Consider the following 19,863-nt stretch of genomic DNA (forward strand, 5'->3'; position numbering starts at 1 on the left):
ACGCTACCAAGGCAGATTGCCGTTGCTGTTTTTTTGTGCTAATTTCCTGCACCACTTACACGGTGCCGACAAAAACAATAACAATGGATGTGTTTACTCTAACGGTCGTTAATGCCTTTATTGCTGCCACTTTTACAGCCTTATTGGTATTGCAGTATAAAGCTGAACGACAGTTTCGTTATCAGCGTTATTTTGTGCTTGCTGGGCTATTGATGTTAGTTAACGCACTATTAAGTGCTATAAATGGCAGTATAGGCAACCTTCCCTATTGGCTGGTACCCGCACTGACAAACAGCTGTAGCGTTGGCGCGCATCTGGCATTAGCCTGCGGTATTCACCGTCATTTGCAGTTTCCTGCCCGGCGACAGTGGCTGTTACTCCTGCTTATTGTTATCTACCTGCTGCAGCTCACTGATTTCGCCAGCAGCACCACTGCAAACAGAATGTTAATTGCAATTCCATTGGTCGTAATACTCAACCTGTGGAGCATTAATATGTTATGGCGTCACAGGCACAGTGAGCTGGGCCCTGTCTATCTGGCTTTTTGCGCGGTATTTGCCTTTAATATTGCCCAATTTGGTTTACGTTCGGCCTATATGGCACTGGAGCATTATCAGGTTGTGCATACCCACTACAGTAACCTGATACACAGCATTGGCTTTTTCAGCCTTACCGCCTTTGCTGTTTTAATTATTGGCTGCGTTATTATGTTAAGCCATGCTCAGCAAAGGCTGGCGCTGCTGCATATATCAGAGCGTGATGCTCTTACAGGCCTGTTAAACCGCCGATCGTTAAAAGCACGCTTAACCTCTGAATTAAATCGTAGCGCGCGTAGCGGCAAGACACTAAGCATTATGCTGTTTGATATCGACCACTTTAAGCGCGTGAACGACCAGCACGGCCACCGCACTGGTGACCTCGCCATTGGTCATGTCGTAGATATTGCCAGCGAGCAATTGCGTGATTACGACTTGCTGTTTCGCTATGGTGGCGAAGAGTTTTTAATTTGTCTGCCAGATACCGCAGAAGAAACAGCAGTACTTATTGCCAACCGGCTACGCAAAGCAGTTGAACTTAGCCCGCTTAACACCGAGCCACAAATAAACATGACCGTCAGTGTCGGCCTTAGCAGCACAACAGCTTTTACCGATCCGGACGAACTGATAGAGCAAGCCGACATAGCGCTGTATCAGGCAAAACAAAATGGCCGCAATAATGTAATCGTATATCGGCAGCTATAGGCCGGTATTAAAACAAGCTATGGCATAATCACGACAAAATTCACTTTAACTAAGCGTGAAGGAACAAGCCCCGCGACATTCAGACGAAGTGCTGTTTGCTCAAATAGGCCTGGAGGCCGATATTACCATCGTTAAGAAATTGGTCGCAGCGGTTAAAGGTAAACCAGCGCCAGCACCAACACGTTGTGTTGAACAAAATGGTATTCGCATTTGCTACGAGCAAGGCGCCGAGGGTTATTAATAGCGCCTTACATGGCTATTTAATTGCTATTCGATAGCTGAGACGCTTAACCAAACCAGCCCTACCCAAAGTACTATGCCAAAAGTCATAGCTGAAAAAGTGACTTTTGGCACTCACCGCGTTTCCACTGCCTTGTTAAGCTGAATAAAACTATCAGAGGAAACTCCATGCGATTTACCATCAGCTTTTTAGCGCTTAGCTACGCGAAAAAATCATTACCCTGTTTAGAGCAAGCGGTAGCATTACAGCCACACAATATCAGCTATAGCAAAGGTTTAATGTCATTTTACCTTGGCGCACCTGGCATTGCCGGTGGCGATAAACAGCTTGCCTGGCAATAGAACTGACACTGGTTATGGTATTGATTGGCGCTGTTAAGTGGGTATATCCGAAAATCTTATGTCTGCAACGCAGCCAGATTGCTCTGGTTCCGGGCTCTATGCTGGCCAGTGCCATGTTATTTAGTCTGCTTGAAGCAGAGCAGTTGGTAAACAGTTTTTCTGCCGGCCTGTGGCTGTGGCTGTGGCTGTGGCTGGCATGTTTTATCACCGGATTCTGCATCGGTATAGGCCAGGAGCTACTTTATCGCGGTATACTGTTTAGCAGCTTAACGCGTTTTATGTCTGTAACACTTGCAGGTGCAGTAACTACGTTTGCTTTTGTCATAGCGCCGCTGCATTCGGTAAGGTTATGGCCTCACCTGTCGCCATCGATCTTATTTAACCGGACACTGTTATGAGTAATACAGACAAAACCAAGGCACAATGGACCATGCGCGGTGAAAGCATGACGCGTATTGAGACTTTCTTTGCCGCAGCTTGCGCCTTCGCGGTTACCATGGTGGTCATTTCTGTAGGTAGTATTCCACATACGCTAGCCGATTTAATTGTTGCCACAAAACAAATACCCGCCTTTACTGCGAGTTTCGCTGTTATTAGCTGGATATGGCATACGCACTCGGTATGGAGTCGGCGCTTTGGCCTGGAAGACACCAGAACCGTAGTCTTTAGCTGTCTGTTAATCTTGCTGGTACTCATTTATATGTATCCATTAAGAATTATGATGCAGGCATTATTTGCCGTACTCAGTGATGGCTTTTTTCCAAGCATGATCCGACTAGAAAGTGAATGGGACGTCCGGTTTATTTTTATTTTATTCGGTTTAGGTTTTCTGCTACTCAGCCTTAACTTTGTCGCATTATACCGGCATGGCAAAAGTGCAACACTGGTTTCACCCTTGTCTGAATATGAAACATACCAAACCAATACAGAGATCATTATCTGGCTAAGTACCGCCGTGATCTGCCTCGGTGCACTGCTTTTTTCTGCGTTTCTGCCGCTCAAGTATATCGGCTGGGCTGGGTACAGCTATTTTTTGCTTTTTCCGGTGTTAAATGCCATCACGTGGCGCCGGCATCGAACATGGAACACAATAACCGGCCCTTAGGTGAATGTGCCATTATCACACCACCTCGAAATTATTTTTATTCAAACAGCTCCATCACCTTGTTCCGCGCGTAAGGTATACCCAGATCAGTACAACAACATTAGCAGAGGCGAAATTATGATTAGTTATGTAACCCTGGGTGTAAACAATTTAACTGCCGCCAAAGCCTTTTATGGCGAATTACTGGGCGAATTGGCCGGCAAAAACTTACTGGATATGGGCCGTATTGCGTTTTTTGGCAAAAGTATGGCGCAGCCAATGCTGGCGGTATGCGAACCCTTTAATAAACAGCCGGCAAATCCGGGCAATGGCAATATGGTGTCGTTTCAACCTGGCAGCAAAGAAAAAGTCGATGCTTTATATCACAAGGCGATTGCGCTGGGTGCAAGCTGTGACGGCGCCCCGGGCCAACGCATTGAAAACACCTTTTACGGCGCTTATGTTAAAGACGCCGATGGCAATAAACTGTGTTTTTGTCACTTCGGCTAAGCGTTAAGTACCGATGCAGCTAAATAGCGACTTTTCTCGCCGTGTAGTGGTATTGCCAGAGCAATACCACTTTGTTGACTCACCACTGGCAGGCGTTAGCCGTATGATGTTAGACCGTGCCGGTGCCGAAGTGGCACGCGCCACCAGCATAGTGCGCTATGCCCCTGGTAGCGGCTACAGAAGCCACACCCATGACGGCGGTGAAGAAATTCTGGTGCTGGATGGCGTGTTCAGCGATGAGCATGGCGATTATCCGGCCGGTACCTACCTGCGCAACCCACCGGGTACGTCACATCAGCCGTTTTCCCGTGATGGTTGCACTTTGCTAGTCAAACTATGGCAATTTGCCGCTGATGACGCCAGCCAACTGGTGATTAACACCACACAGCAAAACTGGCGACCAGGCCTGGTGCCCGGGCTGACAGTGTTGCCGTTGCACGAGCACAATGGCGTAAGCACAGCATTAGTGCGCTGGGCCGCAAACACCCGGTTTAACCGCCATGTCCATGTTGGCGGAGAGGAGATCCTGGTGCTGCAAGGCTTGTTTTGCGATGAATATGGCCAGTATCCGGCTGGTAGCTGGTTGCGTAACCCACGTTACAGTGAGCACACCCCGTTTACCGGCAAGGAAGGCGCATTAATTTACGTTAAAGTAGGTCATATAGATGCGCTCTTGCTGGGTGATCAGTTTATTCAACCGGAAACCACAGCATGACGCAGATATTTAATAGCAGCGAATTATCACGCATTATCGAGATGGCCTGGGAAGACAGAACACCGTTTGAGGCCATTTTGCAGCTCTATGGCCTAAGCGAACCGCAACTGATTAAACTGATGCGCAGTCAGCTTAAGCCATCATCATTCCGGCTATGGCGTGCCCGGGTTACTGGTCGCGCCACCAAACATATTAAATTACGTAACCCTGACATCAGCCGCGCTTACTGCCCCACACAATACAAACGCTGATAAACTCTCAGCTTGCCAATATTGAGCGCCCTTCAAGCTCAGTTGCTTTCCCTTAAAAACCGCACTTAATCGCGGTATGTTATTTATACCTTTACAGGCGTCAGGTTTTTCTGTTTTGATAGCCCAATTTAACGCTAAATTTACAAAGGAAACCTAACATGCCATTTGTCGCACCACTACCCAGTGACGCCAATCCAGAAGTAGCTGAGTTGGCCCAATTTTTTAATGAAACATTGGGGTTTTGTCCTAATAGTGTACTAACCATGAGCCACCGGCCAGCAATAGCCAAAGCGTTTATTCAATTAAATATGGCCGTGATGGAGAACCAAGGCCGGGTAACATCCGCACTGAAACGGCTTATCGCCTACGTATCCAGCCATGCTACTGGCTGTCGCTATTGCCAGGCCCACACTATTCGTGCAGCTGAGCGCTATGGCGCAGACGATGAACAATTACAGCATATCTGGCAATTCAGAACACACCCGGCATTTAGTGCGGCAGAACGAGCCGCGCTGGAGTTATCTATCGCTGCTTCGCAGGTGCCTAATGCAGTAGATGACGCGATACAAACCGAGATGCGCTTGCACTGGAACGAAGGTGAAATAGTAGAAATAATGGGGGTAGTAGCGCTGTTTGGTTATTTAAACCGCTGGAACGACTCAATGGCTACCACCTTAGAAGAGGGCGCTATAGCATCAGGCGAAACCTGGCTGGCAGGAGAGGGTTGGAGCACCGGCAAACACCGCTAATACCCATTAAACAGGTTTTAGCAGTAGCCGTTACTGTATTTGCCCTTAGCGTAGGCATAGCAAGCGCAATAATTGGTGTGGGTATTTCATTAGTAGTGACCTTATTACCACTGATTATCGTTGGCTACCTGGTATGGTGATTGGTGCGCGACAACCGCCTTAGCAGGCAGTACTAGGCTATGATTATTTAAGCCCGGTGGCGCGCAACTAACATTTAACTTCAATTTGGTTGCAATCAATTACAGTTCTCACTGTGGCGCAGCGCTACCATTTCTGCTAACAACACCATATAGGATGTAAGCAGAATGAAGCCTCACCTCTTGCCGCTGCTGGCGTGCAGCTGGCTGCTAGCCAGCTGCGAAATTGACACCGTTAACCGGTCTGAACATTATTACGATTTCAACCAGGGCAACCAGCAGTGGCAGGCTGGCTTCTCTGACTACCCCAGCGATAACGCTGACATCTATCAGCTTGACAGCGGTATACGCAACCTGCCAACAGGCTTTGCTGGCAAAGGTTTTTATCTGGCAGGTATGAATCGCAGCGACGACCTGTTTATGTATATCAAACGAAAAATCACCGGGCTAGAACCGTCCAGCCGCTATCAGCTGTCGGTTTCAGTGCGGTTTTTAACCAATGCCGGCAAAAATTGCATGGGAGTTGGTGGCGCACCAGGCGAGTCGGTTTACCTAAAATTTGGCTATGCCGAACAAGAGCCGATGCAGGCTGGTTACTACTTAAACGTGGATAAGGGCAACCAAAGTCAGGTCGGCACTCATGCCCGCGTGTTTGGCAATATTGCCGCAGCAGATGCAGATTGTAACGGCGGAAAATTTGCCGGAAAAATCGTTACTGGCGCTGGCGATACCCCGCTGCAATTTACCAGCAACGCTGACGGAACTGTCTGGGTATTTATTGGCACAGACTCTGGCTTTGAAGGCCTGACCCGGCTGTATTATCAGGAGCTGGAGCTGCGTATTACGCCGCGCTAAGCCTAGCTATGTGGCGTGTGTAAGCTGCCGGCAGCCCTCAAAACAGCGACAGTCCCAGTTCATCAGCCAATTGCTGAATTAACTGCATGGCAACCACCGAATTACCAAAGCGGTTTAACGGTGGGCTCCATGCGGTTATCACACCAAATTGCGGCACTATTGCCACTATGGCTCCGCCCACGCCACTTTTGGCTGGTAAGCCCACTTTAAAAGCAAACTCGCCAGACTGATCGTACATGCCGCTGGTAGATAAAATGGCATTTACACGGTGTGCATCACGCCGGCTGCAAACTTGCTCGTTGCTGTGCGGCTGCAAACCGCGGTTGGCTAAAAACAGCAGCGAGCGCGCCAGTTGTTCACAGTTAATGGCGGTGGCGCATTGGTGAAAATAATGCTCCAGTACCTGCGGCACTTCTGCTTCGATATTGCCGAAACTTTTCATCAGGTAAGCCAGGGCAGCATTGCGGTTGCCGTGTTCTAATTCAGACAGATACACTTGCTGGTCGGCATAGATGGCTTCTTCCCCGGTTAAACGGCGTAAAAAGGTTAAAAAGGCGGTTTTGCTGGCCGAGTAATGGCTAACCAGCACATCGGCTACCACTATGGCGCCGGCATTAATCACTGGGTTACGTGGTATTCCCTGCTCCCACTCCAGCTGCACGATAGAATTAAACGGCTGACCGGACGGCTCCATATTTACCCGTTGCCACAGCTCATCGCCCAGCCGGTTCATTGCCATTACCAGGCCAAAAATCTTAGAGATACTTTGCAACGAAAAGCTTTGTTGTGCCGCACCGGCACTGTGCAGCCTGCCATCCAACGTCGCTACCGCCACCCCGGCTTGCTGCGGCGCTACCTGCGCCAGCGCTGGAATATAGTCGGCCACTTTGCCGCCGCGGTATAATGGCTGGCACTGCGTTAACATTTGCTGTAACAAAGCACTAAAATCGGTGGTGTTAGTTATTGGCAAAGCGGCCTCCTGCGGTGTTATCTGCTGCGGCATTATGTCACAGCCACCAGGTAACTGCGGCAAAAATGGCGCCTTTAGTGCCAAAGTGGTATATCTTTAACTGAGTACAACACCTGATGACAAGACGATAAATATGAAGTTGCTGCTTTGTTTTTGCATATTGCTATCTTTTTTTCCGCCCGTTTTGCCAAAGGGGCATGCCGCATCAGATGAATTCAACTTTTATACCGAACATTTACCGCCATACAGCTATATTGAGCAGGATAAATTAACAGGCCTCAATGTAGAACTCATTCGCGCTCTCTGCCAGCGCATTCAGTTAAGCTGTAACCTGCAACTTTTGCCCTGGCGCCGTGCTTTTGACATGGCGCTGCATAATCCAAATAGCGGGGTGTTTTCTACCTCACGCAGTGCAGAGCGCGAAATGAGGTTTCAATGGGTGGGCCCTATTGTCAGCGAAGCGGGGTATTAATTTCGTTTACAGGGCCGTACCGAGGTTAATCCAACCAATCTGGAAGAGGCTAAAAGTTTTGTTATTGCAGTTTCACGCGGTGACAGACTGGAACGCTATTTTCAGGATCTGGGCTTTCGCTACGGAGAAAACCTAATCGGTTTCTCCACCCGTACTGAACCGATACCGTTGTTTACCGCCCACAAAGTAGACTTACTGGCCGGTTCAAAACGGGCATTGCGCAGTTGGATGCTTGAGCACAACATGCCTGCCGACATGGCAGAGCCTTTATTTTTATTGGATAACATTGGTGATCATTACCTGGCACTTAACCGGCACTTTCCTACTGATATTGCGCAGGCGCTGCAACGCGAACTGGACACAATGACACAAAATGGAGAGCTGACAGCCTTAATGCAAAAGTATCCTTAACAGCATCGCTGATATAGTTGGCTCTGCTCCCCAGGCATCGCAATACTATGAAAAACACTTCACGTGCGGTACTTGTTAAAATCACAACGCCCTGACAGTAGTTGGCACAAACAAAGGAATGTGCCAACATTGTTTGCCAGCAGGTACTTTTTCTACACCTTTTGGCTGCATTTGCTGTATCAATACCTGATCCACAATCGCCGTTGCCATTCGTGCCATATTGTCAAAGTCATCAATGCCATTATTGGCAAAGCCTTTACGGGTTCGGTGAATATTAAATTTTGCTGAAAAACGTCTGCCAAAAGCCTGCTCTACCCCGGTTTTACCGAGTATAAAACCATAAAGCCCGCCCCATGTCGCCGCAGGGTTATCTGAATCCCACCCGGCAAGTACGGCAATTTTAATGGTTTGCAGCATATCGCCCTCACCGTAAAACAAGCTTACCAGGCTGGCAGCAAAGTTTATTCCTGCAGCAAAGCAGCCATTGCAATACAACTTTTTACGGCTTATCTCATAGCCATCTTGTTCCTGCAGCTGATAGCGCTGATACAGCTTATCTCTGGCCTCCTCCCAACGAATGCCGGATTGATATAACGACAATACAAAGTCAAACATCTTTGCCGGGTATTGGTTTGGCGGTAATTCTGCCCGGGCTTGTTGCGCAATCTGTATTATCTGCGGTTGAATCTGCTTACTGGTGTCAATACCGGCTGCCAGCGCGTACATCACAACATAAAAATTGGCTATGTCTGCCGCCTCGCCATAGGCTGTTGTGCGTATTGGTAAATAGGCCAGGCTGGACGCTATATCCGGCCGAAAAGGCGCCAAAATACCAAACATTTCCGTGGTAAGCTGGGCATCAATCATATCGTAGTGCGGGTTATAAGCTGGCATGCCGGTAAAAGGCGGCAAAATACCCTGTTGCATTAAATCAAACGCTTGCTGATTCGACACCCATAAAAAATTCTCTGGCTTACCGTCAGCTGTTTTAAATGGTGTGTCAGTATCGGTGTAAATATGCGATAACCAGCCATTACGAATTTGCTCAGCACTGAGCAACGGTTGCTTTGAGTCATGCATTAACTTTAGGTAAATATACTCAATATCACTGTCATCATCCGAGCCCCACATTTCATCTTCGCCTGCCACCACCCAATCAATGGTGTTTGATAACTCGCTAGGTATACCCTGCCCCCAAATGCTGGGTTGATCTTTCGCTTGCCAGTCGTCGCGGGTATAAAACACACCGGCAGGACCCTCGCCGCCAATTTTATCCATTTCGGTGACCAGACCGGTCCAATTGCCAATACTCAGCCCCAGCCAGAAACCATGAACTTTATCGGCATAATCCCGCTTGTACATCAGGCTTGAACCAGCCGGCACCTGCTGGCAAATGTCTGCTGCAGCCTCAGGTAGTGCTGCTCTAACAGGTAAAACCAACATCAACACCAATGAAATAAAGCTCATTTTGCCGTAGTAAAAACGCATAAAGCCTCACAATGTAAGCGCTAACAATTGCTATTGTTATGCAATAACTTGCGGCTTAGGTCAAGATCAAGTACCGACAGCGCCGCACCGGGACTGATATAATCTTGCTTCACACAGGATCCGGAGTACTTAACATGCATTTTTCTCAGGTCATGCAACAATTTGGCGTAAATAAGCCAGACAACCTGCTTATTGAAGTGCCACCAGCATGGGGTCAGGGCCGCGCCGTCTTTGGCGGTATGGCAGCTGCCTTAGCCATGGCGCATTTACTGCCGGTTATTCCGCAAGATATGCCGCTGCGCTCGGTGTCGGTATCCTTTGTTGCACCGTTAAACGCCGGTGCGGCCACTGTGCAGCGGCGCATCTTGCGCCAGGGCAAGTCGGTTATACAGGCGCAGGTAAGTATTGAACAAGACGGCCAGGTGGCACTGGTGCTGCTGGCCAGTTTTGGTGCTGCCCGCCCCTCTGCCCATCAGCTTACCGCCGACACCGCGCCACAATGGCCAGCCGGCAAAGCGCTGACGCTACCCAAACAAGGTCCGGCACCGGAATTTACCACTCACTTTGATTACCGCATTAGCCATGGCCAGCTGCCATTCAGCGCCAGCCCGCTACGCCAACTGGGGGGTGATATCCGCATGTCCGGCAGCGAAAGCAGCCAGGCCGGCGTGTTGGAGCTGCTGGCATTAGTCGACGCCTGGCCACCGGTTAGCCTTACCCTGCTTAAACAGCCGGCACCGGCCAGTTCACTCACCTGGACACTGGAATTTATCGCACACGATTTGCCGTTCAGTAACACCGACTGGTGGCGCTACCTGGCCGAAATAGACTACGGCGCTGATGGTTATCATCATATCGCCGCCAAGCTATGGCAACCCGATGGCAAACTGGCCGCCATCAGCCGGCAAACCGTAACGGTATTCGCTTAGGAAAGCAGCATGCTTAAGTGCGATTTACATGACTATATCGAAATGGTGTGTTTGTATCATTATCCGCTTAATCTAACGCTAAGCTCTGGTGCTGTGCTTAGCGGCTCGGCGCTCACCACCCGCTATAACGAGCAGCGCCAGGAGTGTTTGGTCATTAAGCAAAACGATAGCGAACAACCGGTGCTGCTGGATGATATTGCACTGCTGGAAGTAACAGTAGCCAACCCGCATTTGCAGCAAGTGCGGTTTAACTAAGTTTGGCTTGATCCAGGGCAGATGCTACACTTTGTGTTAACTATTCACACAGAGGAGCAATTATGGCAAGAACCACCAGCGTTACCATAGGCCCGCAGCTTGATGACTTTGTCAGTAAATTGCTTGAATCGGGCCGCTATGGTTCAACCAGCGAAGTAATGCGCTCAGCCCTGCGCTTACTTGAACGGCAGGAAAACCAAATGGCAGCCCTAAGGCAGGCTGTTGCCGCCGGTGAACAAAGCGGAGAAAGTGATTTAACCCTAAGCCAGATTGCCGACCAGGTAAAGCAACAGCACCATGTATAAGCTGTCGAAGCTTGCCGCAGCAGACTTCGCCAGCATTTATGAATATACCTTGCTTAACTTTGGCGTGCGTCAAGCTGACGCCTACACCAAAGAGCTGGAATACGTGTTGGGTCTGTTGTCTGAATCCCCTCTTATGGGGCAGGAGCATACGGATATTGGCGCAGGGGTACGGCGTCATGATCACCAGCGCCATGCCATTTTCTACCGCAGCCGCCAGCACGATATTTTTGTGCTGCGGATATTACACCAGCAAATGCAAGCCACCCGGCACTTGTTTGAACCACCACTTTAGTAGGCGCTTGGAATTTCCTTCTGAAAGATCAAGCGCAACTTTCAAGGCCTGACCCCGGGGGCTTTCATGATTATATTGAAATTGAGTGCGTACAGTTATCCACTGAAACTCCCAACCTCAAGAATATTATGAGCTTCCCCCTGCCTGTAATGATTTAATTATATGTAAATTTAATTTGAATAAATAAGGCGTAATCTTTAGAATCTGACGCATAACCTTTCTGCTTAACTTAAGGAAATCTTATGCTGACGGACCAACAAAAACGCGGTATGCAGCGCGTTATTCAAGAAAACCAGCACGAAGTCTGTGTGATCTCTCTGGAACCAAATAAGGGGTACACTTGAGTTTGGCGCCAACTACCTCGCTCTTGGCGGAGATATGTCGAAACTGGCACAACTCGGTTATGCACTGGGTGGCTTAGGCCAGGCGTATGTTAAGTCTTATAATGGCAAGTCTTACATTATTCTTAAAGGCCACGCCGGACTACGCAGAGTGCTGGTTGGTCTTATATTAACTCCTGCACTTAATTCATTAGATAAACAGTTTGGTATTTCAGATAAGGTTGTGAAAGGCTTGGAAGAGCTGTCAGACAGAACGCAAATCTATGCGCAGCAATTGCGCCGTAACCTGCAGGACAAAGCAACACAGGCAGCCACCAAAGTTACCAAACCAGTGCTGGACTACATCGTTGATTCTGCAAAACGAATCGTTATTGATATGACAAAGCATCGGTTAGAGCGATTTCTGAATCCAAGGTTTTTTTGATGCAACGAAATGAAGATACGTTAAAAACGTGGCAGTTTGTCATATGGTGGCTTGTAATTTTCGCCCTCACCGCCTTTGGTTTTATCTACTTCTGGTATTACTTATACCAACTGCTGCAAGGTCTGCTCACAGGAGCAACAGACGTTACCGTTAACAAAGGTGCTTTTTATTGCCACGGGGGCGCCTTTCTGGGCGTTATTCTTCTTTATTTCGGCATAAATAAGCTACGAGGAAAAACAGTCTCCAAAGCTCAGAATGCATGGGCCAGCCGTGCATTTTTTGTGGCACTTGGCTTGATCGTAATTCTGCCGCAACTTATTCATTATCCTACTGCCAGCTACCTGCAAGCGCAGGGGTATAGCGAATGCGAGCTACAATCGCGCCAGTGGCTGCACGACAAGGTGATGGTATTTACTGTTACACCAGAACATTGCATTGAACTGGCACGGGCGGACTGCAAAGAGACACCTGAGAGGCAAAAATGCCGCTTATTGCCGCAGTTCAGCACAAACAAAACTGTAACTGATTAGCCCCCAGGAACTACTTATCCAAAGCATGAGCATCAACAAACCAAAAGCTGTGTTATTTGGCGCAAACATATCTGCATTTTGCGGCCTGTTTGCGCTGGGCTGGTTTTGGATATTACAAAGCGATTGGAGCAGCCAGCGAGAGCAGTTAAAAAGTGGCCTCCTGAGCATAATTTTTTTTGGCCTCTTTACCCACACAGCCCATGCCAGCCTCACACAACTGGAACTCAGCTGTAACCTGATCCCGCTTGATTATCCCGGCTTTAGTCTCGACGACATACAAGAGCGCACAGTAATGCTGGATGCAGCAAATCCTGCTGCCAAACCGCTGTTTACATTAAAAGGCCATACTTTTATAGTTGGCGTTAACCGCACAGATATTACCGATATACCGCATATTCTGGATTTTTATCTGCAAGTGCAGCCACCAGCCCCGGCTGCGCCGGTAAGGGCCTATAGCGCGTCTTATTTTAGCCCTGGCACAGGCAAACATCACAGCCGGTTAGAACTACTGCATTATGGCGATAAAGCCGAACCCTATCCAACGGGCCAGCTGGTATTTGAATGCCAGCAGTATGAGTAAAAACATCGCTGTCTCGTCACATTCAGGCAGTTCAGTTGCAATTGAGATATAACCACAAACTGGCAGTTACGGCAGTAACAGAGTAAACTTTAGCCACTGTCAGGAGGATATATGACTAAGCCTTATTCCCACAGCGTTAAAGAAAAGCCGGTTAGGTTTATGCCTAAACAGCAGAACTACCAGACCAGTCTGCAGTACGAAGGCATGGTGTTGAAAAAAGAGAACACGGATAAAACCATAGAGCAGTTACGCCGTAAGTATGCGCGATAAATACGGCGTATTGCAGGATGTGTATTGTTACCCCGCCAGCGACGTCTTAGTTAACCTGTTAAATATCCAAAATACTGAACAACTGACACTAGCACATTTACAACACCTGCATTATCAGCTTTTTCAGGATATTTACGCTTGGGCCGGTCAATTTCGTACCGTAGACATTAGCAAAGGCTCAACTCGATTTTGTAACTGCCAGCGTATACAGCCAGAAGCCGACAAACTAATGGCGCTAATTCCAGCCCTTGAGCAGATTAACAACAAAGATGCCATGGCTGACGCAATGGCAGACTTATATTGCGAACTAAACATGTTGCACCCATTCCGAGACGGCAACGGGCGGGAGCAACGCTTCTTTTTCGAGGAAATGGCATTTCTGCTAGGCTATGAAATTCTCTGGCCGCCCATATCGCAGCAGCAGTGGGTAAATGCAAATATTGCCGGTGTTAACCTGAACCTTGAACCCCTGAAGCTGATATTTAGACAAGCACTGATTTTCTAACAGCAAGCCGCTGATGCCAACCAAGCGTCTCAAAAGCCATCAATCAGCAGATCAAGGCCGGCTTTGATTTGCTGGCGGTAACTTAGCAAGTTGACTTCAGTTGCTTTTAAACGCTTTGCCGATACAGAAGCAATATCCAGCAAGTCGATATAACAAGCTTGTTCTTCGATAGTGACCGGTATTTGAAACTGCGTTAGTAAAGCAGTTTTTGTTTGCGGCTTAAGCAGTGCTATCAGCAAAACATCAATATTGTGAAACAGGGTGTTAGTCAGCACCACAACCAACTGCTGCTCTATACGGGCAACGCTAAATTGCTGCAGCACTATATCTGCCCCAAGCGCTCTGCAAAAGTGCCTTGCTCAGCGATTTGCTGGTTATAGGCTGCTATCGCTTCAGCATTTTCTGCCTGCCAAAACTCAGCCTTAGCTTGGCTAACCGCTTTGCGTAAAGCCTGCTCTAACACCAGTGACGGGCTTATGTTTAATGACTTAGCTTCAGCCAGCAAAGCCGCATCTACTGAGGTATTACAGGCTGCTTTTGTAGTTTGGTTCATACTCAAGCTCCGCTGTTAAGTAATAAGCAGCAGTATAGCGCAAATTTTATGCGCAGATAACTTGCGCATGTTTTACTAAGCGCCAAACTGCCGCATATGCAGTTTGCGCAGCACTTTTTTGCCTGCCTTGGCCATATTTAGCCTTGCGCTAAACTGGCGCAGCTGCTCGTCACTAAAGCATGGCTGAGTGAAGCGGTTAATGTAGTCCCCTACCAGGTCGGTATACATCACGTTTTGTGGTATTTGAAATTTAAACTGCGCGCGCAGGCTAAAAGCAACAATTGACTGCACGCTATCGCCGTCTTTGCCGCTTAAACCAAGCAGCTGTTTTACCGCTTCAGTATGTTTGTAGTTTTGGTGTAGCGGGTTCATAAACTGATGTTTGCTACGAAAACGCTGTACTGTCCACTGCGGCTGCTTTTCGCTACCAAAAATCCAGCCACGGTAGTTTTTAACCTCAATCACAAAGATGCCAAACGGGCTAAGTACCAGGTGGTCTACCTCTGTAAAATCGCCTTTTTCTGCCGGTATGACCAAATTACGATAATGCTGATAGCTGGCAGGTAACTCGCTAACCAACACTCTGTGTAGTGCCCACTCGCCCAGCGCACCTTTAATGCGTGCGCCGTATCGGCCAGCGAGAAACGCCAGCAAACCAATAACAATGGCAAACAGCAGCACAAGTGCCAGCATGCCGCCAAACATCGCCAGCACAGGGGCAAACAAGCCTTTTAGTACATCGGCAGGCTTTGGCGGCGAGGCAGGTGCGGGTTTAACCGGCGGTGGTGTTACGGCTTTAACTGCAACATTGGCGTTAGCCGGTTTCGTCGTTACGGCTTTTGCCACACTGCCAACCGTAACGGGTTTGGCTGGAATATTAGTAAGTACCACATCTTTTACCGGCGCCGGTATTGGGTTTTGGCAGTGGTTATCAGATTCACGCTTAGCGCTTTGGTAGTTATGGCTATTGGGCTGATTAGCAAATTGCACCATCTGGTGCTGCAGCAACAAACACGCGCCTTCAGTGTATTGCTTTTGGCCAAAAGCCAGCGGGGAGATAAGCAGTAACAGCGGTAAAGTAAAACGCATCCAGCGCATAGGGCGTCCCTGAATTATGGAACTCAGATGCTAGCAGGGTAAAAAGCCATGGGCAATAAGCAATTTATAAGCTCTATGATATTCGTAGCGATTAAATAAAACCCATTTTACAGCCAGATAAATACAAATAAGTTACATATTTGCAATTTTGCATTATTATCAGCTGATAGCTTATGCATTTGTTCTAATAGCACGGAGGCAAATTATGGAAACCTATCTGTTAGCCCGAGATTTAAATGGTGTGCCGGTAGGCCGGCACCAATTCTTTGTTATTTTAACCGGCAATTCGCAACAAACTTTTCGTTTGTCACACTCCAATCAGACACTGAGCAGCCGCAGAATCGGGAAGCAATATGGTCTCGTATTGGGCGCCCAAAATGTCGCCTCTACCGGAACACCCACAACAAAATATAACCGGCTTACTTTTGTGCCATTCGAGCGGGCAGACTTGTCATGCGCCATTGAGTACTTTGGTGGCGAGCCCTCGATTTTATCTGGCCAGTTTGGCTATCAAAAAGCTGAGGCAAGGCGCATCCATCCCCGACAAGGTTACACAGAACAACAATTGGCTCAGGCAATTCTGACAGCAATAGATTTTTATGTTGTAAATGAAGGCAGTCAGCCCATAGCATATCCGCCGCCGTGGTTTGGAAAGAACAGTAACAGTTGGACAAACTCTATTCTTGACGTAGTGCCTGCTGATTTACCCAGCGATGCAAAGGCAAGACGCAAGCTTGGTGACTTCAACGGTGCAGATGCTGCGCACGATGTCCGCATCCATCAAATGTATTTCAAGGGGCTATGTAATCCATGTACAGTGCAAAATCCGGCTTATCGTTAATTCCTGACACTCTGGCTCGCGCTGTTTCAACAACGGCACTGCTGTTTGTTATCGTTGCGTTTATCGCCATACTGCGCGGCCTGAGCCAGGATATCAGCTACCCGCTGGCAAGCGATGACTGGTATTTAGTGGCGGGCTTTCTTAGCGTCTGGTGCCTTGTTCCGGCCCTGCTGGCAACAGTAATCAGCGCCTTCAGCAAGGTTGGCCACAGCAAAAGCTACATGTTGCTTGGCCTGCTGCAAGTAATATCGCTGTATGCCTACAGCTACCATATTGCTAAGCAACCGGGCAATGAACTTGGCAGCTCACCACTTATTTTGCTGGTGTATCTGGCAATACCGGTTGCAGTTATTTACTACCCGCTGTTTTTTGTCGGTAAGGCATTTAGTAAATTCCGGCTGGCGGTAGTTTTAATTGCAGTGCTGCTGTTAACTTATGCCACTATTGCTTAAGCGATAACACATGCGCAACACGCTCTTTATTACAAAAACGCACAGCCCCACCCCAGGCACACCGGAATTTGATGCTTGGCTTCTAAAACGCGCCAAAGAACGTGCAGCGGAGTACTTATCGGACGAATTTGATTTGGGTGATGATGAGCGCGGTTTACTAGCTGGTGGCTACGATCGCTTGCTGATGTCTGACAAAGAACTGGCCGAGGAAGAAGAAGCTATGGAGCAAGCGCAGAAGCAAGAGCGGCGTAAACACCTTAAGTCTGTTGATTCTAAGTAAATAGTCCAGCGGCTGCAGTAAAGCATGCAGCCGATTTAATTTTTATCTGACCCCGTTTATTATCTGACGCCAATTATCAAAACTGCTGCCGGAACGCTTGTGCTATCAGACCAAGCTGATACATCAATTGGTTAGACTTGGCTAAGTCATGCGCATTGGGCCGCAGGATGGCCATTAGCAAATAGCAGTGTTCATTGCTAAAGCCCTGGCAATAAACCAAATGCGTATCGCTGGTGCGTTTTAGCTGAGCAACCAACACCGGAAAGCCGCTGCCATTTGCTGCTAGATGAATATGCCTTACCTGCTCTTGCTTGATAACGTCGAGGTTAAACGGGTGATCGTACGGTACATCTTTACCAAACAAGGCAGGCAACTTGCCCGCCTTGTACTGCTTAAAATCAGCAACTAATGCTTTTCGCTCTTCTGCCGTTAGCGCTTCGTTTAGTACCTTACTGGTAAATACCCGTATCACTCGCTAAATTCACTCAACTTGGCGGTATCAGCGTTTAACAACAGCTCTTCACTAACACGGCTTATTTCCTTTAGCCTTGCTGCTGCCGGGCGAAACAGCCCCTGCTCCACTGCGCCGGAAGCTTCGATAATGCGCAGCATTTTTTCATATAACTCTGCACTTAGCATATAGCCGGCAGGCTTGTTGTTAGATAACACTGCCACCGGTTCATCCGTAAAGTACTGGCTTAAATTTTTGCGGGCTTCCGATACTGAAACCGCTTTTTCCGCCAAAATAGCATGTGACGCCATGCAACACCTCAAAGTACATTATTATGTACATAATTAAGCACGGAAGTAGTATGGTACTTAGACAGGCAGATTACAAGCTGACATAAACAACAAAGGCCGCGATGCGGCCTTTGTGTGTGTCTACTTGCGCAATATTTAGTGCTTTTTACTCTTATCCGGCAATTCAGCAGCATAGCCGTGATAGATCTCTGTCACCAGCTCAGACTCAGCAAAATCGATGCATTTCATCAGGTTATTTTGTGTACCCGCTTGGGTGGCATAGTCTTTTTGCAGCCACTGCTGTATCGGCTTTATCAATGCGTCGTAGGCCTCGAGCGGCATAGCGCCAAACTCCCGGTAGCCACTTAATGCACTTACTGCCTGATCGTAAATCTCACCTTCGGTAAAGGCGGTAGCTAAACAACTGGCCTGAGCGTAGTGCTGAAACAGCTTCACGCCGTTTTGCTGTTTAAACGCCATTTCAGCATGGATCAAAGCAGGCGATGCCATTACCAAAATAAACGCGGTTAAAGCAGCCCTAAACCACATCTTTACTTAGCCTTTGTGTGGTCGAAAAAGTCCCTGTAGACCTTCTCATCCAGCCCAATAGCAGGACAGGTTAATGAGCCTTCTTTAACAGCAGATAGCTCAATTTTGCCGTCGGTGACAATTACTGCCTGGGATTGCAGTGAACAATTATCCTCTTCTGTCACTGACCATTTTGTTAACTGTGATAACGGCGCGGCTTGCCCTGCGACAATGTGCACCTTGGTTTTATCGTACTGATAATAGTCGTGATTTTTGTAGTCAACTTTAACCCGCGCGCAGGGCGGCGAAAGCTGCAATGCTAAACTCTTGCCTGAGCTATTAACCATGCATTGGTCATTTACCATGCTAACGCTAACATCTGCCTGAGCGCATGACGCCGCAACGAGCATGCCGATCAGAAAACTAAGACTGCTTATACTAAAATGTCCCTTAATCATACTCCGCATCCTTAATTTCGTTCTTTGGCCACACAAGTTCAGACACTGGCCCTGCAAGCTTAGGGCACTAAAACGCTATTGCTTAACTGCAGGCGAGAGATAGCTTAGCCATTGAATTGCATCCGCTTCGTTAAAGTTACCAATTAACCGATAAACATTTTCACTCTTTTGCGAAGTGATAAAGATAGTGTTATCCGCAGCATCAGCATTAAGCCGCACGAAGGCAGTAACGCTGCCGTTGTTAAACAGCATAAGTTTAGTCTTGGCGGTAATATCGAACACCTGAAGCAAGGTTTGCTGTTTTGCCGTTAGCTGTTCATGAGTTTGCCACGAAAACAGCGTTTCTAAAGCTTTAGCAGCGCCGCTGGTGTCAATTCGCTTTGGCAGCCCTGCCAAAGCGTTGTCAGCCGACTCATAACTCAGTACATCAAAGCGGCTATTTTGTTCAAACACCATAGAAGGCGTTGCGCCGCCTAACACCTGAAGGTTGCTGAAAACGCCAACTTTAGTGCAAATATTCAGGTCGACAAAAGTCAGAACTAACGCGTCACTGGTACATCCAAAATCTGGCCACTTTTCTGTCACTGGCTGGGCCGCTGAACCACAAGCTGACAAAGCCAGAAATGATAGCAACAAACATTTTCTAATCATTAAGTACCCCAATTAGTATCCAAGACCAGCCGCAGCCAAATCTAAAGATGTTCTGTACTGCAGTATGCGAGCCCGCATACAGGTCACAGACTGCTTCTCTTTCAGATCAGTCATTACACTTCGGGTAATATTTCTGGCAATCCATAGAATACTTGCCTTTCCACCTGTCGGTTTCGGGACCCAGCGAAATGCATCAGAGCAACTTGAGATATCTGTTAATAGATCGCCAACAACTGCAGCAACGTCCTCGTTCACTTCGCCTCTAAATTGAGCCCCAATCCCTGCACGGCTATACAAAGTATTAATCAATTGCGTCACATGCTCTTTCTGTTGCTGTTCTGTCATCTCCAATTCCTTATGCTTAA

General features: G+C 48.0%; 35 protein-coding genes. 24 read left to right on the forward strand and 11 right to left on the reverse strand.

What is annotated here, in order from left to right:
* The first annotated feature begins 83 nt into the window (after positions 1-83).
* The 10 genes from ACYVIC_RS01475 (at position 84) to ACYVIC_RS01520 (ending at position 6,124) form a co-directional block, all read left to right on the forward strand.
* A complete protein-coding gene (locus tag ACYVIC_RS01475) occupies positions 84-1,241 on the forward strand; it encodes a GGDEF domain-containing protein (protein ID WP_460856622.1) in 1,158 nt (385 codons plus the stop codon).
* A 55-nt stretch (positions 1,242-1,296) separates the two neighbouring features.
* On the forward strand, positions 1,297-1,482 hold the full coding sequence (locus ACYVIC_RS01480) for a hypothetical protein (RefSeq protein ID WP_460856624.1): 186 nt from the start codon (positions 1,297-1,299) through the stop codon (positions 1,480-1,482).
* Between the two features lie 167 nt (positions 1,483-1,649).
* A complete protein-coding gene (locus ACYVIC_RS01485; RefSeq protein ID WP_460856625.1) occupies positions 1,650-1,823 on the forward strand; it encodes a hypothetical protein in 174 nt (57 codons plus the stop codon).
* Positions 1,824-1,837: 14 nt separating this feature from the next.
* Positions 1,838-2,221: a CPBP family glutamic-type intramembrane protease gene (locus tag ACYVIC_RS01490; RefSeq protein ID WP_460856627.1), complete on the forward strand. Its 384-nt coding sequence runs from the start codon at positions 1,838-1,840 to the stop codon at positions 2,219-2,221.
* Positions 2,218-2,928 (forward strand): TMEM175 family protein, encoded by a 711-nt coding sequence (locus ACYVIC_RS01495; RefSeq protein ID WP_460856629.1) that lies wholly within the window; start codon positions 2,218-2,220, stop codon positions 2,926-2,928. Before ACYVIC_RS01490 ends, ACYVIC_RS01495 begins: the two co-directional genes overlap by 4 nt.
* A 117-nt stretch (positions 2,929-3,045) precedes the next feature.
* A complete protein-coding gene (locus ACYVIC_RS01500; RefSeq protein WP_460856631.1) occupies positions 3,046-3,417 on the forward strand; it encodes a VOC family protein in 372 nt (123 codons plus the stop codon).
* Between the two features lie 13 nt (positions 3,418-3,430).
* Positions 3,431-4,132, forward strand: a complete 702-nt coding sequence (locus tag ACYVIC_RS01505; RefSeq protein WP_460856632.1) for a cupin domain-containing protein — start codon at positions 3,431-3,433, stop codon at positions 4,130-4,132.
* Positions 4,129-4,383 carry a TIGR03643 family protein gene (locus tag ACYVIC_RS01510; RefSeq protein WP_460856634.1) on the forward strand — a complete coding sequence of 85 codons (255 nt, stop codon included), beginning with the start codon at positions 4,129-4,131 and terminating at the stop codon, positions 4,381-4,383. The genes ACYVIC_RS01505 and ACYVIC_RS01510 overlap by 4 nt, the downstream gene beginning before the upstream one ends.
* A 158-nt stretch (positions 4,384-4,541) precedes the next feature.
* Entirely contained in the window at positions 4,542-5,132 is a 591-nt protein-coding gene (locus ACYVIC_RS01515) for a carboxymuconolactone decarboxylase family protein (protein ID WP_460856636.1), read from the forward strand.
* 305 nt (positions 5,133-5,437) lie between these two features.
* A complete protein-coding gene (locus ACYVIC_RS01520) occupies positions 5,438-6,124 on the forward strand; it encodes a hypothetical protein (protein ID WP_460856637.1) in 687 nt (228 codons plus the stop codon).
* A 37-nt stretch (positions 6,125-6,161) separates the two neighbouring features.
* Here ACYVIC_RS01520 and glsB read toward each other — a convergent pair whose 3' ends face one another.
* Entirely contained in the window at positions 6,162-7,157 is a 996-nt protein-coding gene (gene glsB, locus ACYVIC_RS01525) for a glutaminase B (protein WP_460856639.1), read from the reverse strand.
* A gap of 70 nt (positions 7,158-7,227) precedes the next feature.
* Here glsB and ACYVIC_RS01530 point away from each other — a divergent pair, with 70 nt between their 5' ends.
* The gene (locus ACYVIC_RS01530) at positions 7,228-7,566 is read left to right on the forward strand and encodes a substrate-binding periplasmic protein (protein ID WP_460856640.1); all 339 of its coding nucleotides are present in this window, start codon (positions 7,228-7,230) and stop codon (positions 7,564-7,566) included.
* Between the two features lie 168 nt (positions 7,567-7,734).
* On the forward strand, positions 7,735-7,977 hold the full coding sequence (locus ACYVIC_RS01535; protein ID WP_460856642.1) for a hypothetical protein: 243 nt from the start codon (positions 7,735-7,737) through the stop codon (positions 7,975-7,977).
* 81 nt (positions 7,978-8,058) lie between these two features.
* Here ACYVIC_RS01535 and ACYVIC_RS01540 read toward each other — a convergent pair whose 3' ends face one another.
* A complete protein-coding gene (locus tag ACYVIC_RS01540; protein ID WP_460856644.1) occupies positions 8,059-9,465 on the reverse strand; it encodes an ADP-ribosylglycohydrolase family protein in 1,407 nt (468 codons plus the stop codon).
* A gap of 134 nt (positions 9,466-9,599) precedes the next feature.
* Here ACYVIC_RS01540 and ACYVIC_RS01545 point away from each other — a divergent pair, with 134 nt between their 5' ends.
* The 9 genes from ACYVIC_RS01545 to ACYVIC_RS01585 all read left to right on the forward strand — a co-directional run bounded on the left by ACYVIC_RS01545 (position 9,600) and on the right by ACYVIC_RS01585 (position 13,896).
* Positions 9,600-10,394, forward strand: coding sequence for an acyl-CoA thioesterase (locus ACYVIC_RS01545; RefSeq protein ID WP_460856646.1), 795 nt, complete (start codon positions 9,600-9,602; stop codon positions 10,392-10,394).
* Between the two features lie 9 nt (positions 10,395-10,403).
* Positions 10,404-10,649, forward strand: a complete 246-nt coding sequence (locus ACYVIC_RS01550; protein WP_460856647.1) for a Rho-binding antiterminator — start codon at positions 10,404-10,406, stop codon at positions 10,647-10,649.
* A 62-nt stretch (positions 10,650-10,711) separates the two neighbouring features.
* On the forward strand, positions 10,712-10,954 hold the full coding sequence (locus ACYVIC_RS01555; RefSeq protein ID WP_460856649.1) for a type II toxin-antitoxin system ParD family antitoxin: 243 nt from the start codon (positions 10,712-10,714) through the stop codon (positions 10,952-10,954).
* Positions 10,947-11,246: a type II toxin-antitoxin system RelE/ParE family toxin gene (locus ACYVIC_RS01560; RefSeq protein WP_460856651.1), complete on the forward strand. Its 300-nt coding sequence runs from the start codon at positions 10,947-10,949 to the stop codon at positions 11,244-11,246. The genes ACYVIC_RS01555 and ACYVIC_RS01560 overlap by 8 nt, the downstream gene beginning before the upstream one ends.
* 378 nt (positions 11,247-11,624) lie before the next feature.
* A complete protein-coding gene (locus ACYVIC_RS01565; RefSeq protein ID WP_460856652.1) occupies positions 11,625-12,011 on the forward strand; it encodes a hypothetical protein in 387 nt (128 codons plus the stop codon).
* Positions 12,011-12,541: a hypothetical protein gene (locus tag ACYVIC_RS01570; RefSeq protein ID WP_460856654.1), complete on the forward strand. Its 531-nt coding sequence runs from the start codon at positions 12,011-12,013 to the stop codon at positions 12,539-12,541. The genes ACYVIC_RS01565 and ACYVIC_RS01570 overlap by 1 nt, the downstream gene beginning before the upstream one ends.
* Before the next feature lie 25 nt (positions 12,542-12,566).
* Positions 12,567-13,121 carry a hypothetical protein gene (locus tag ACYVIC_RS01575; RefSeq protein ID WP_460856656.1) on the forward strand — a complete coding sequence of 185 codons (555 nt, stop codon included), beginning with the start codon at positions 12,567-12,569 and terminating at the stop codon, positions 13,119-13,121.
* 111 nt (positions 13,122-13,232) lie between these two features.
* Positions 13,233-13,391: a YhfG family protein gene (locus ACYVIC_RS01580; protein ID WP_460856658.1), complete on the forward strand. Its 159-nt coding sequence runs from the start codon at positions 13,233-13,235 to the stop codon at positions 13,389-13,391.
* A complete protein-coding gene (locus ACYVIC_RS01585; RefSeq protein WP_460856660.1) occupies positions 13,381-13,896 on the forward strand; it encodes a Fic/DOC family protein in 516 nt (171 codons plus the stop codon). The genes ACYVIC_RS01580 and ACYVIC_RS01585 overlap by 11 nt, the downstream gene beginning before the upstream one ends.
* Positions 13,897-13,925: 29 nt before the next feature.
* On the opposite strand, the gene ACYVIC_RS01590 is transcribed toward ACYVIC_RS01585, so the two are convergent.
* The 3 genes from ACYVIC_RS01590 to ACYVIC_RS01600 all read right to left on the reverse strand — a co-directional run bounded on the left by ACYVIC_RS01590 (position 13,926) and on the right by ACYVIC_RS01600 (position 15,547).
* Positions 13,926-14,219: a CcdB family protein gene (locus ACYVIC_RS01590; RefSeq protein WP_460856662.1), complete on the reverse strand. Its 294-nt coding sequence runs from the start codon at positions 14,217-14,219 to the stop codon at positions 13,926-13,928.
* Positions 14,219-14,449: a type II toxin-antitoxin system CcdA family antitoxin gene (locus ACYVIC_RS01595; RefSeq protein ID WP_460856664.1), complete on the reverse strand. Its 231-nt coding sequence runs from the start codon at positions 14,447-14,449 to the stop codon at positions 14,219-14,221. The genes ACYVIC_RS01590 and ACYVIC_RS01595 overlap by 1 nt, the downstream gene beginning before the upstream one ends.
* 75 nt (positions 14,450-14,524) lie before the next feature.
* Entirely contained in the window at positions 14,525-15,547 is a 1,023-nt protein-coding gene (locus ACYVIC_RS01600; RefSeq protein WP_460856666.1) for a nuclease-related domain-containing protein, read from the reverse strand.
* A 205-nt stretch (positions 15,548-15,752) separates the two neighbouring features.
* On the opposite strand from ACYVIC_RS01600, the gene ACYVIC_RS01605 reads away from it, so the two are divergent.
* From ACYVIC_RS01605 to ACYVIC_RS01615, 3 genes are read left to right on the forward strand one after another with little or no spacing between them, the layout of a single operon-like run.
* Positions 15,753-16,388: a hypothetical protein gene (locus ACYVIC_RS01605; protein WP_460856668.1), complete on the forward strand. Its 636-nt coding sequence runs from the start codon at positions 15,753-15,755 to the stop codon at positions 16,386-16,388.
* Positions 16,358-16,840: a hypothetical protein gene (locus ACYVIC_RS01610; protein WP_460856669.1), complete on the forward strand. Its 483-nt coding sequence runs from the start codon at positions 16,358-16,360 to the stop codon at positions 16,838-16,840. The genes ACYVIC_RS01605 and ACYVIC_RS01610 overlap by 31 nt, the downstream gene beginning before the upstream one ends.
* Before the next feature lie 10 nt (positions 16,841-16,850).
* Positions 16,851-17,120: a hypothetical protein gene (locus ACYVIC_RS01615; protein ID WP_460856671.1), complete on the forward strand. Its 270-nt coding sequence runs from the start codon at positions 16,851-16,853 to the stop codon at positions 17,118-17,120.
* Positions 17,121-17,196: 76 nt separating this feature from the next.
* Here ACYVIC_RS01615 and ACYVIC_RS01620 read toward each other — a convergent pair whose 3' ends face one another.
* From ACYVIC_RS01620 to ACYVIC_RS01645, 6 genes are all read right to left on the reverse strand, one after another.
* Positions 17,197-17,592 carry a type II toxin-antitoxin system YafO family toxin gene (locus ACYVIC_RS01620; RefSeq protein WP_460856672.1) on the reverse strand — a complete coding sequence of 132 codons (396 nt, stop codon included), beginning with the start codon at positions 17,590-17,592 and terminating at the stop codon, positions 17,197-17,199.
* Positions 17,589-17,882 (reverse strand): type I toxin-antitoxin system antitoxin YafN, encoded by a 294-nt coding sequence (gene yafN / locus ACYVIC_RS01625; RefSeq protein WP_240224549.1) that lies wholly within the window; start codon positions 17,880-17,882, stop codon positions 17,589-17,591. The genes ACYVIC_RS01620 and yafN overlap by 4 nt, the downstream gene beginning before the upstream one ends.
* Before the next feature lie 135 nt (positions 17,883-18,017).
* Positions 18,018-18,410 carry a T6SS amidase immunity protein Tai4 family protein gene (locus ACYVIC_RS01630; protein ID WP_460856674.1) on the reverse strand — a complete coding sequence of 131 codons (393 nt, stop codon included), beginning with the start codon at positions 18,408-18,410 and terminating at the stop codon, positions 18,018-18,020.
* Positions 18,411-18,412: 2 nt separating this feature from the next.
* Complete coding sequence (locus ACYVIC_RS01635) at positions 18,413-18,706, reverse strand: hypothetical protein (protein WP_460856676.1); 294 nt, start codon at positions 18,704-18,706, stop codon at positions 18,413-18,415.
* Positions 18,707-18,922: 216 nt separating this feature from the next.
* Positions 18,923-19,498: a hypothetical protein gene (locus ACYVIC_RS01640; protein ID WP_460856677.1), complete on the reverse strand. Its 576-nt coding sequence runs from the start codon at positions 19,496-19,498 to the stop codon at positions 18,923-18,925.
* Between the two features lie 12 nt (positions 19,499-19,510).
* A complete protein-coding gene (locus ACYVIC_RS01645) occupies positions 19,511-19,843 on the reverse strand; it encodes a hypothetical protein (RefSeq protein WP_460856679.1) in 333 nt (110 codons plus the stop codon).
* Positions 19,844-19,863: the final 20 nt, after the last annotated feature.

The organism is Rheinheimera gaetbuli (assembly GCF_054781935.1).

What these genes read in the sequence shown, in the direction of transcription:
- ACYVIC_RS01570 (WP_460856654.1), top strand. Translation starts at nt 12,011, where the DNA reads ATGCAACGAAATGAAGATACGTTAAAAACGTGGCAGTTTGTCATATGG.
- ACYVIC_RS01485 (WP_460856625.1), top strand. Translation starts at nt 1,650, where the DNA reads ATGCGATTTACCATCAGCTTTTTAGCGCTTAGCTACGCGAAAAAATCA.
- ACYVIC_RS01560 (WP_460856651.1), top strand. Translation starts at nt 10,947, where the DNA reads ATGTATAAGCTGTCGAAGCTTGCCGCAGCAGACTTCGCCAGCATTTAT.
- ACYVIC_RS01595 (WP_460856664.1), bottom strand. Translation starts at nt 14,449, where the DNA reads ATGAACCAAACTACAAAAGCAGCCTGTAATACCTCAGTAGATGCGGCT.
- ACYVIC_RS01540 (WP_460856644.1), bottom strand. Translation starts at nt 9,465, where the DNA reads ATGCGTTTTTACTACGGCAAAATGAGCTTTATTTCATTGGTGTTGATG.
- ACYVIC_RS01515 (WP_460856636.1), top strand. Translation starts at nt 4,542, where the DNA reads ATGCCATTTGTCGCACCACTACCCAGTGACGCCAATCCAGAAGTAGCT.
- ACYVIC_RS01610 (WP_460856669.1), top strand. Translation starts at nt 16,358, where the DNA reads ATGTACAGTGCAAAATCCGGCTTATCGTTAATTCCTGACACTCTGGCT.
- ACYVIC_RS01575 (WP_460856656.1), top strand. Translation starts at nt 12,567, where the DNA reads ATGAGCATCAACAAACCAAAAGCTGTGTTATTTGGCGCAAACATATCT.
- ACYVIC_RS01545 (WP_460856646.1), top strand. Translation starts at nt 9,600, where the DNA reads ATGCATTTTTCTCAGGTCATGCAACAATTTGGCGTAAATAAGCCAGAC.
- ACYVIC_RS01530 (WP_460856640.1), top strand. Translation starts at nt 7,228, where the DNA reads ATGAAGTTGCTGCTTTGTTTTTGCATATTGCTATCTTTTTTTCCGCCC.
- ACYVIC_RS01585 (WP_460856660.1), top strand. Translation starts at nt 13,381, where the DNA reads ATGCGCGATAAATACGGCGTATTGCAGGATGTGTATTGTTACCCCGCC.
- ACYVIC_RS01615 (WP_460856671.1), top strand. Translation starts at nt 16,851, where the DNA reads ATGCGCAACACGCTCTTTATTACAAAAACGCACAGCCCCACCCCAGGC.
- ACYVIC_RS01630 (WP_460856674.1), bottom strand. Translation starts at nt 18,410, where the DNA reads ATGTGGTTTAGGGCTGCTTTAACCGCGTTTATTTTGGTAATGGCATCG.
- ACYVIC_RS01640 (WP_460856677.1), bottom strand. Translation starts at nt 19,498, where the DNA reads ATGATTAGAAAATGTTTGTTGCTATCATTTCTGGCTTTGTCAGCTTGT.
- ACYVIC_RS01505 (WP_460856632.1), top strand. Translation starts at nt 3,431, where the DNA reads ATGCAGCTAAATAGCGACTTTTCTCGCCGTGTAGTGGTATTGCCAGAG.
- yafN (WP_240224549.1), bottom strand. Translation starts at nt 17,882, where the DNA reads ATGGCGTCACATGCTATTTTGGCGGAAAAAGCGGTTTCAGTATCGGAA.
- ACYVIC_RS01550 (WP_460856647.1), top strand. Translation starts at nt 10,404, where the DNA reads ATGCTTAAGTGCGATTTACATGACTATATCGAAATGGTGTGTTTGTAT.
- ACYVIC_RS01565 (WP_460856652.1), top strand. Translation starts at nt 11,625, where the DNA reads ATGTCGAAACTGGCACAACTCGGTTATGCACTGGGTGGCTTAGGCCAG.
- ACYVIC_RS01510 (WP_460856634.1), top strand. Translation starts at nt 4,129, where the DNA reads ATGACGCAGATATTTAATAGCAGCGAATTATCACGCATTATCGAGATG.
- ACYVIC_RS01500 (WP_460856631.1), top strand. Translation starts at nt 3,046, where the DNA reads ATGATTAGTTATGTAACCCTGGGTGTAAACAATTTAACTGCCGCCAAA.
- ACYVIC_RS01555 (WP_460856649.1), top strand. Translation starts at nt 10,712, where the DNA reads ATGGCAAGAACCACCAGCGTTACCATAGGCCCGCAGCTTGATGACTTT.
- ACYVIC_RS01475 (WP_460856622.1), top strand. Translation starts at nt 84, where the DNA reads ATGGATGTGTTTACTCTAACGGTCGTTAATGCCTTTATTGCTGCCACT.
- ACYVIC_RS01495 (WP_460856629.1), top strand. Translation starts at nt 2,218, where the DNA reads ATGAGTAATACAGACAAAACCAAGGCACAATGGACCATGCGCGGTGAA.
- ACYVIC_RS01580 (WP_460856658.1), top strand. Translation starts at nt 13,233, where the DNA reads ATGACTAAGCCTTATTCCCACAGCGTTAAAGAAAAGCCGGTTAGGTTT.
- ACYVIC_RS01645 (WP_460856679.1), bottom strand. Translation starts at nt 19,843, where the DNA reads ATGACAGAACAGCAACAGAAAGAGCATGTGACGCAATTGATTAATACT.
- ACYVIC_RS01600 (WP_460856666.1), bottom strand. Translation starts at nt 15,547, where the DNA reads ATGCGCTGGATGCGTTTTACTTTACCGCTGTTACTGCTTATCTCCCCG.
- ACYVIC_RS01520 (WP_460856637.1), top strand. Translation starts at nt 5,438, where the DNA reads ATGAAGCCTCACCTCTTGCCGCTGCTGGCGTGCAGCTGGCTGCTAGCC.
- ACYVIC_RS01490 (WP_460856627.1), top strand. Translation starts at nt 1,838, where the DNA reads ATGGTATTGATTGGCGCTGTTAAGTGGGTATATCCGAAAATCTTATGT.
- ACYVIC_RS01605 (WP_460856668.1), top strand. Translation starts at nt 15,753, where the DNA reads ATGGAAACCTATCTGTTAGCCCGAGATTTAAATGGTGTGCCGGTAGGC.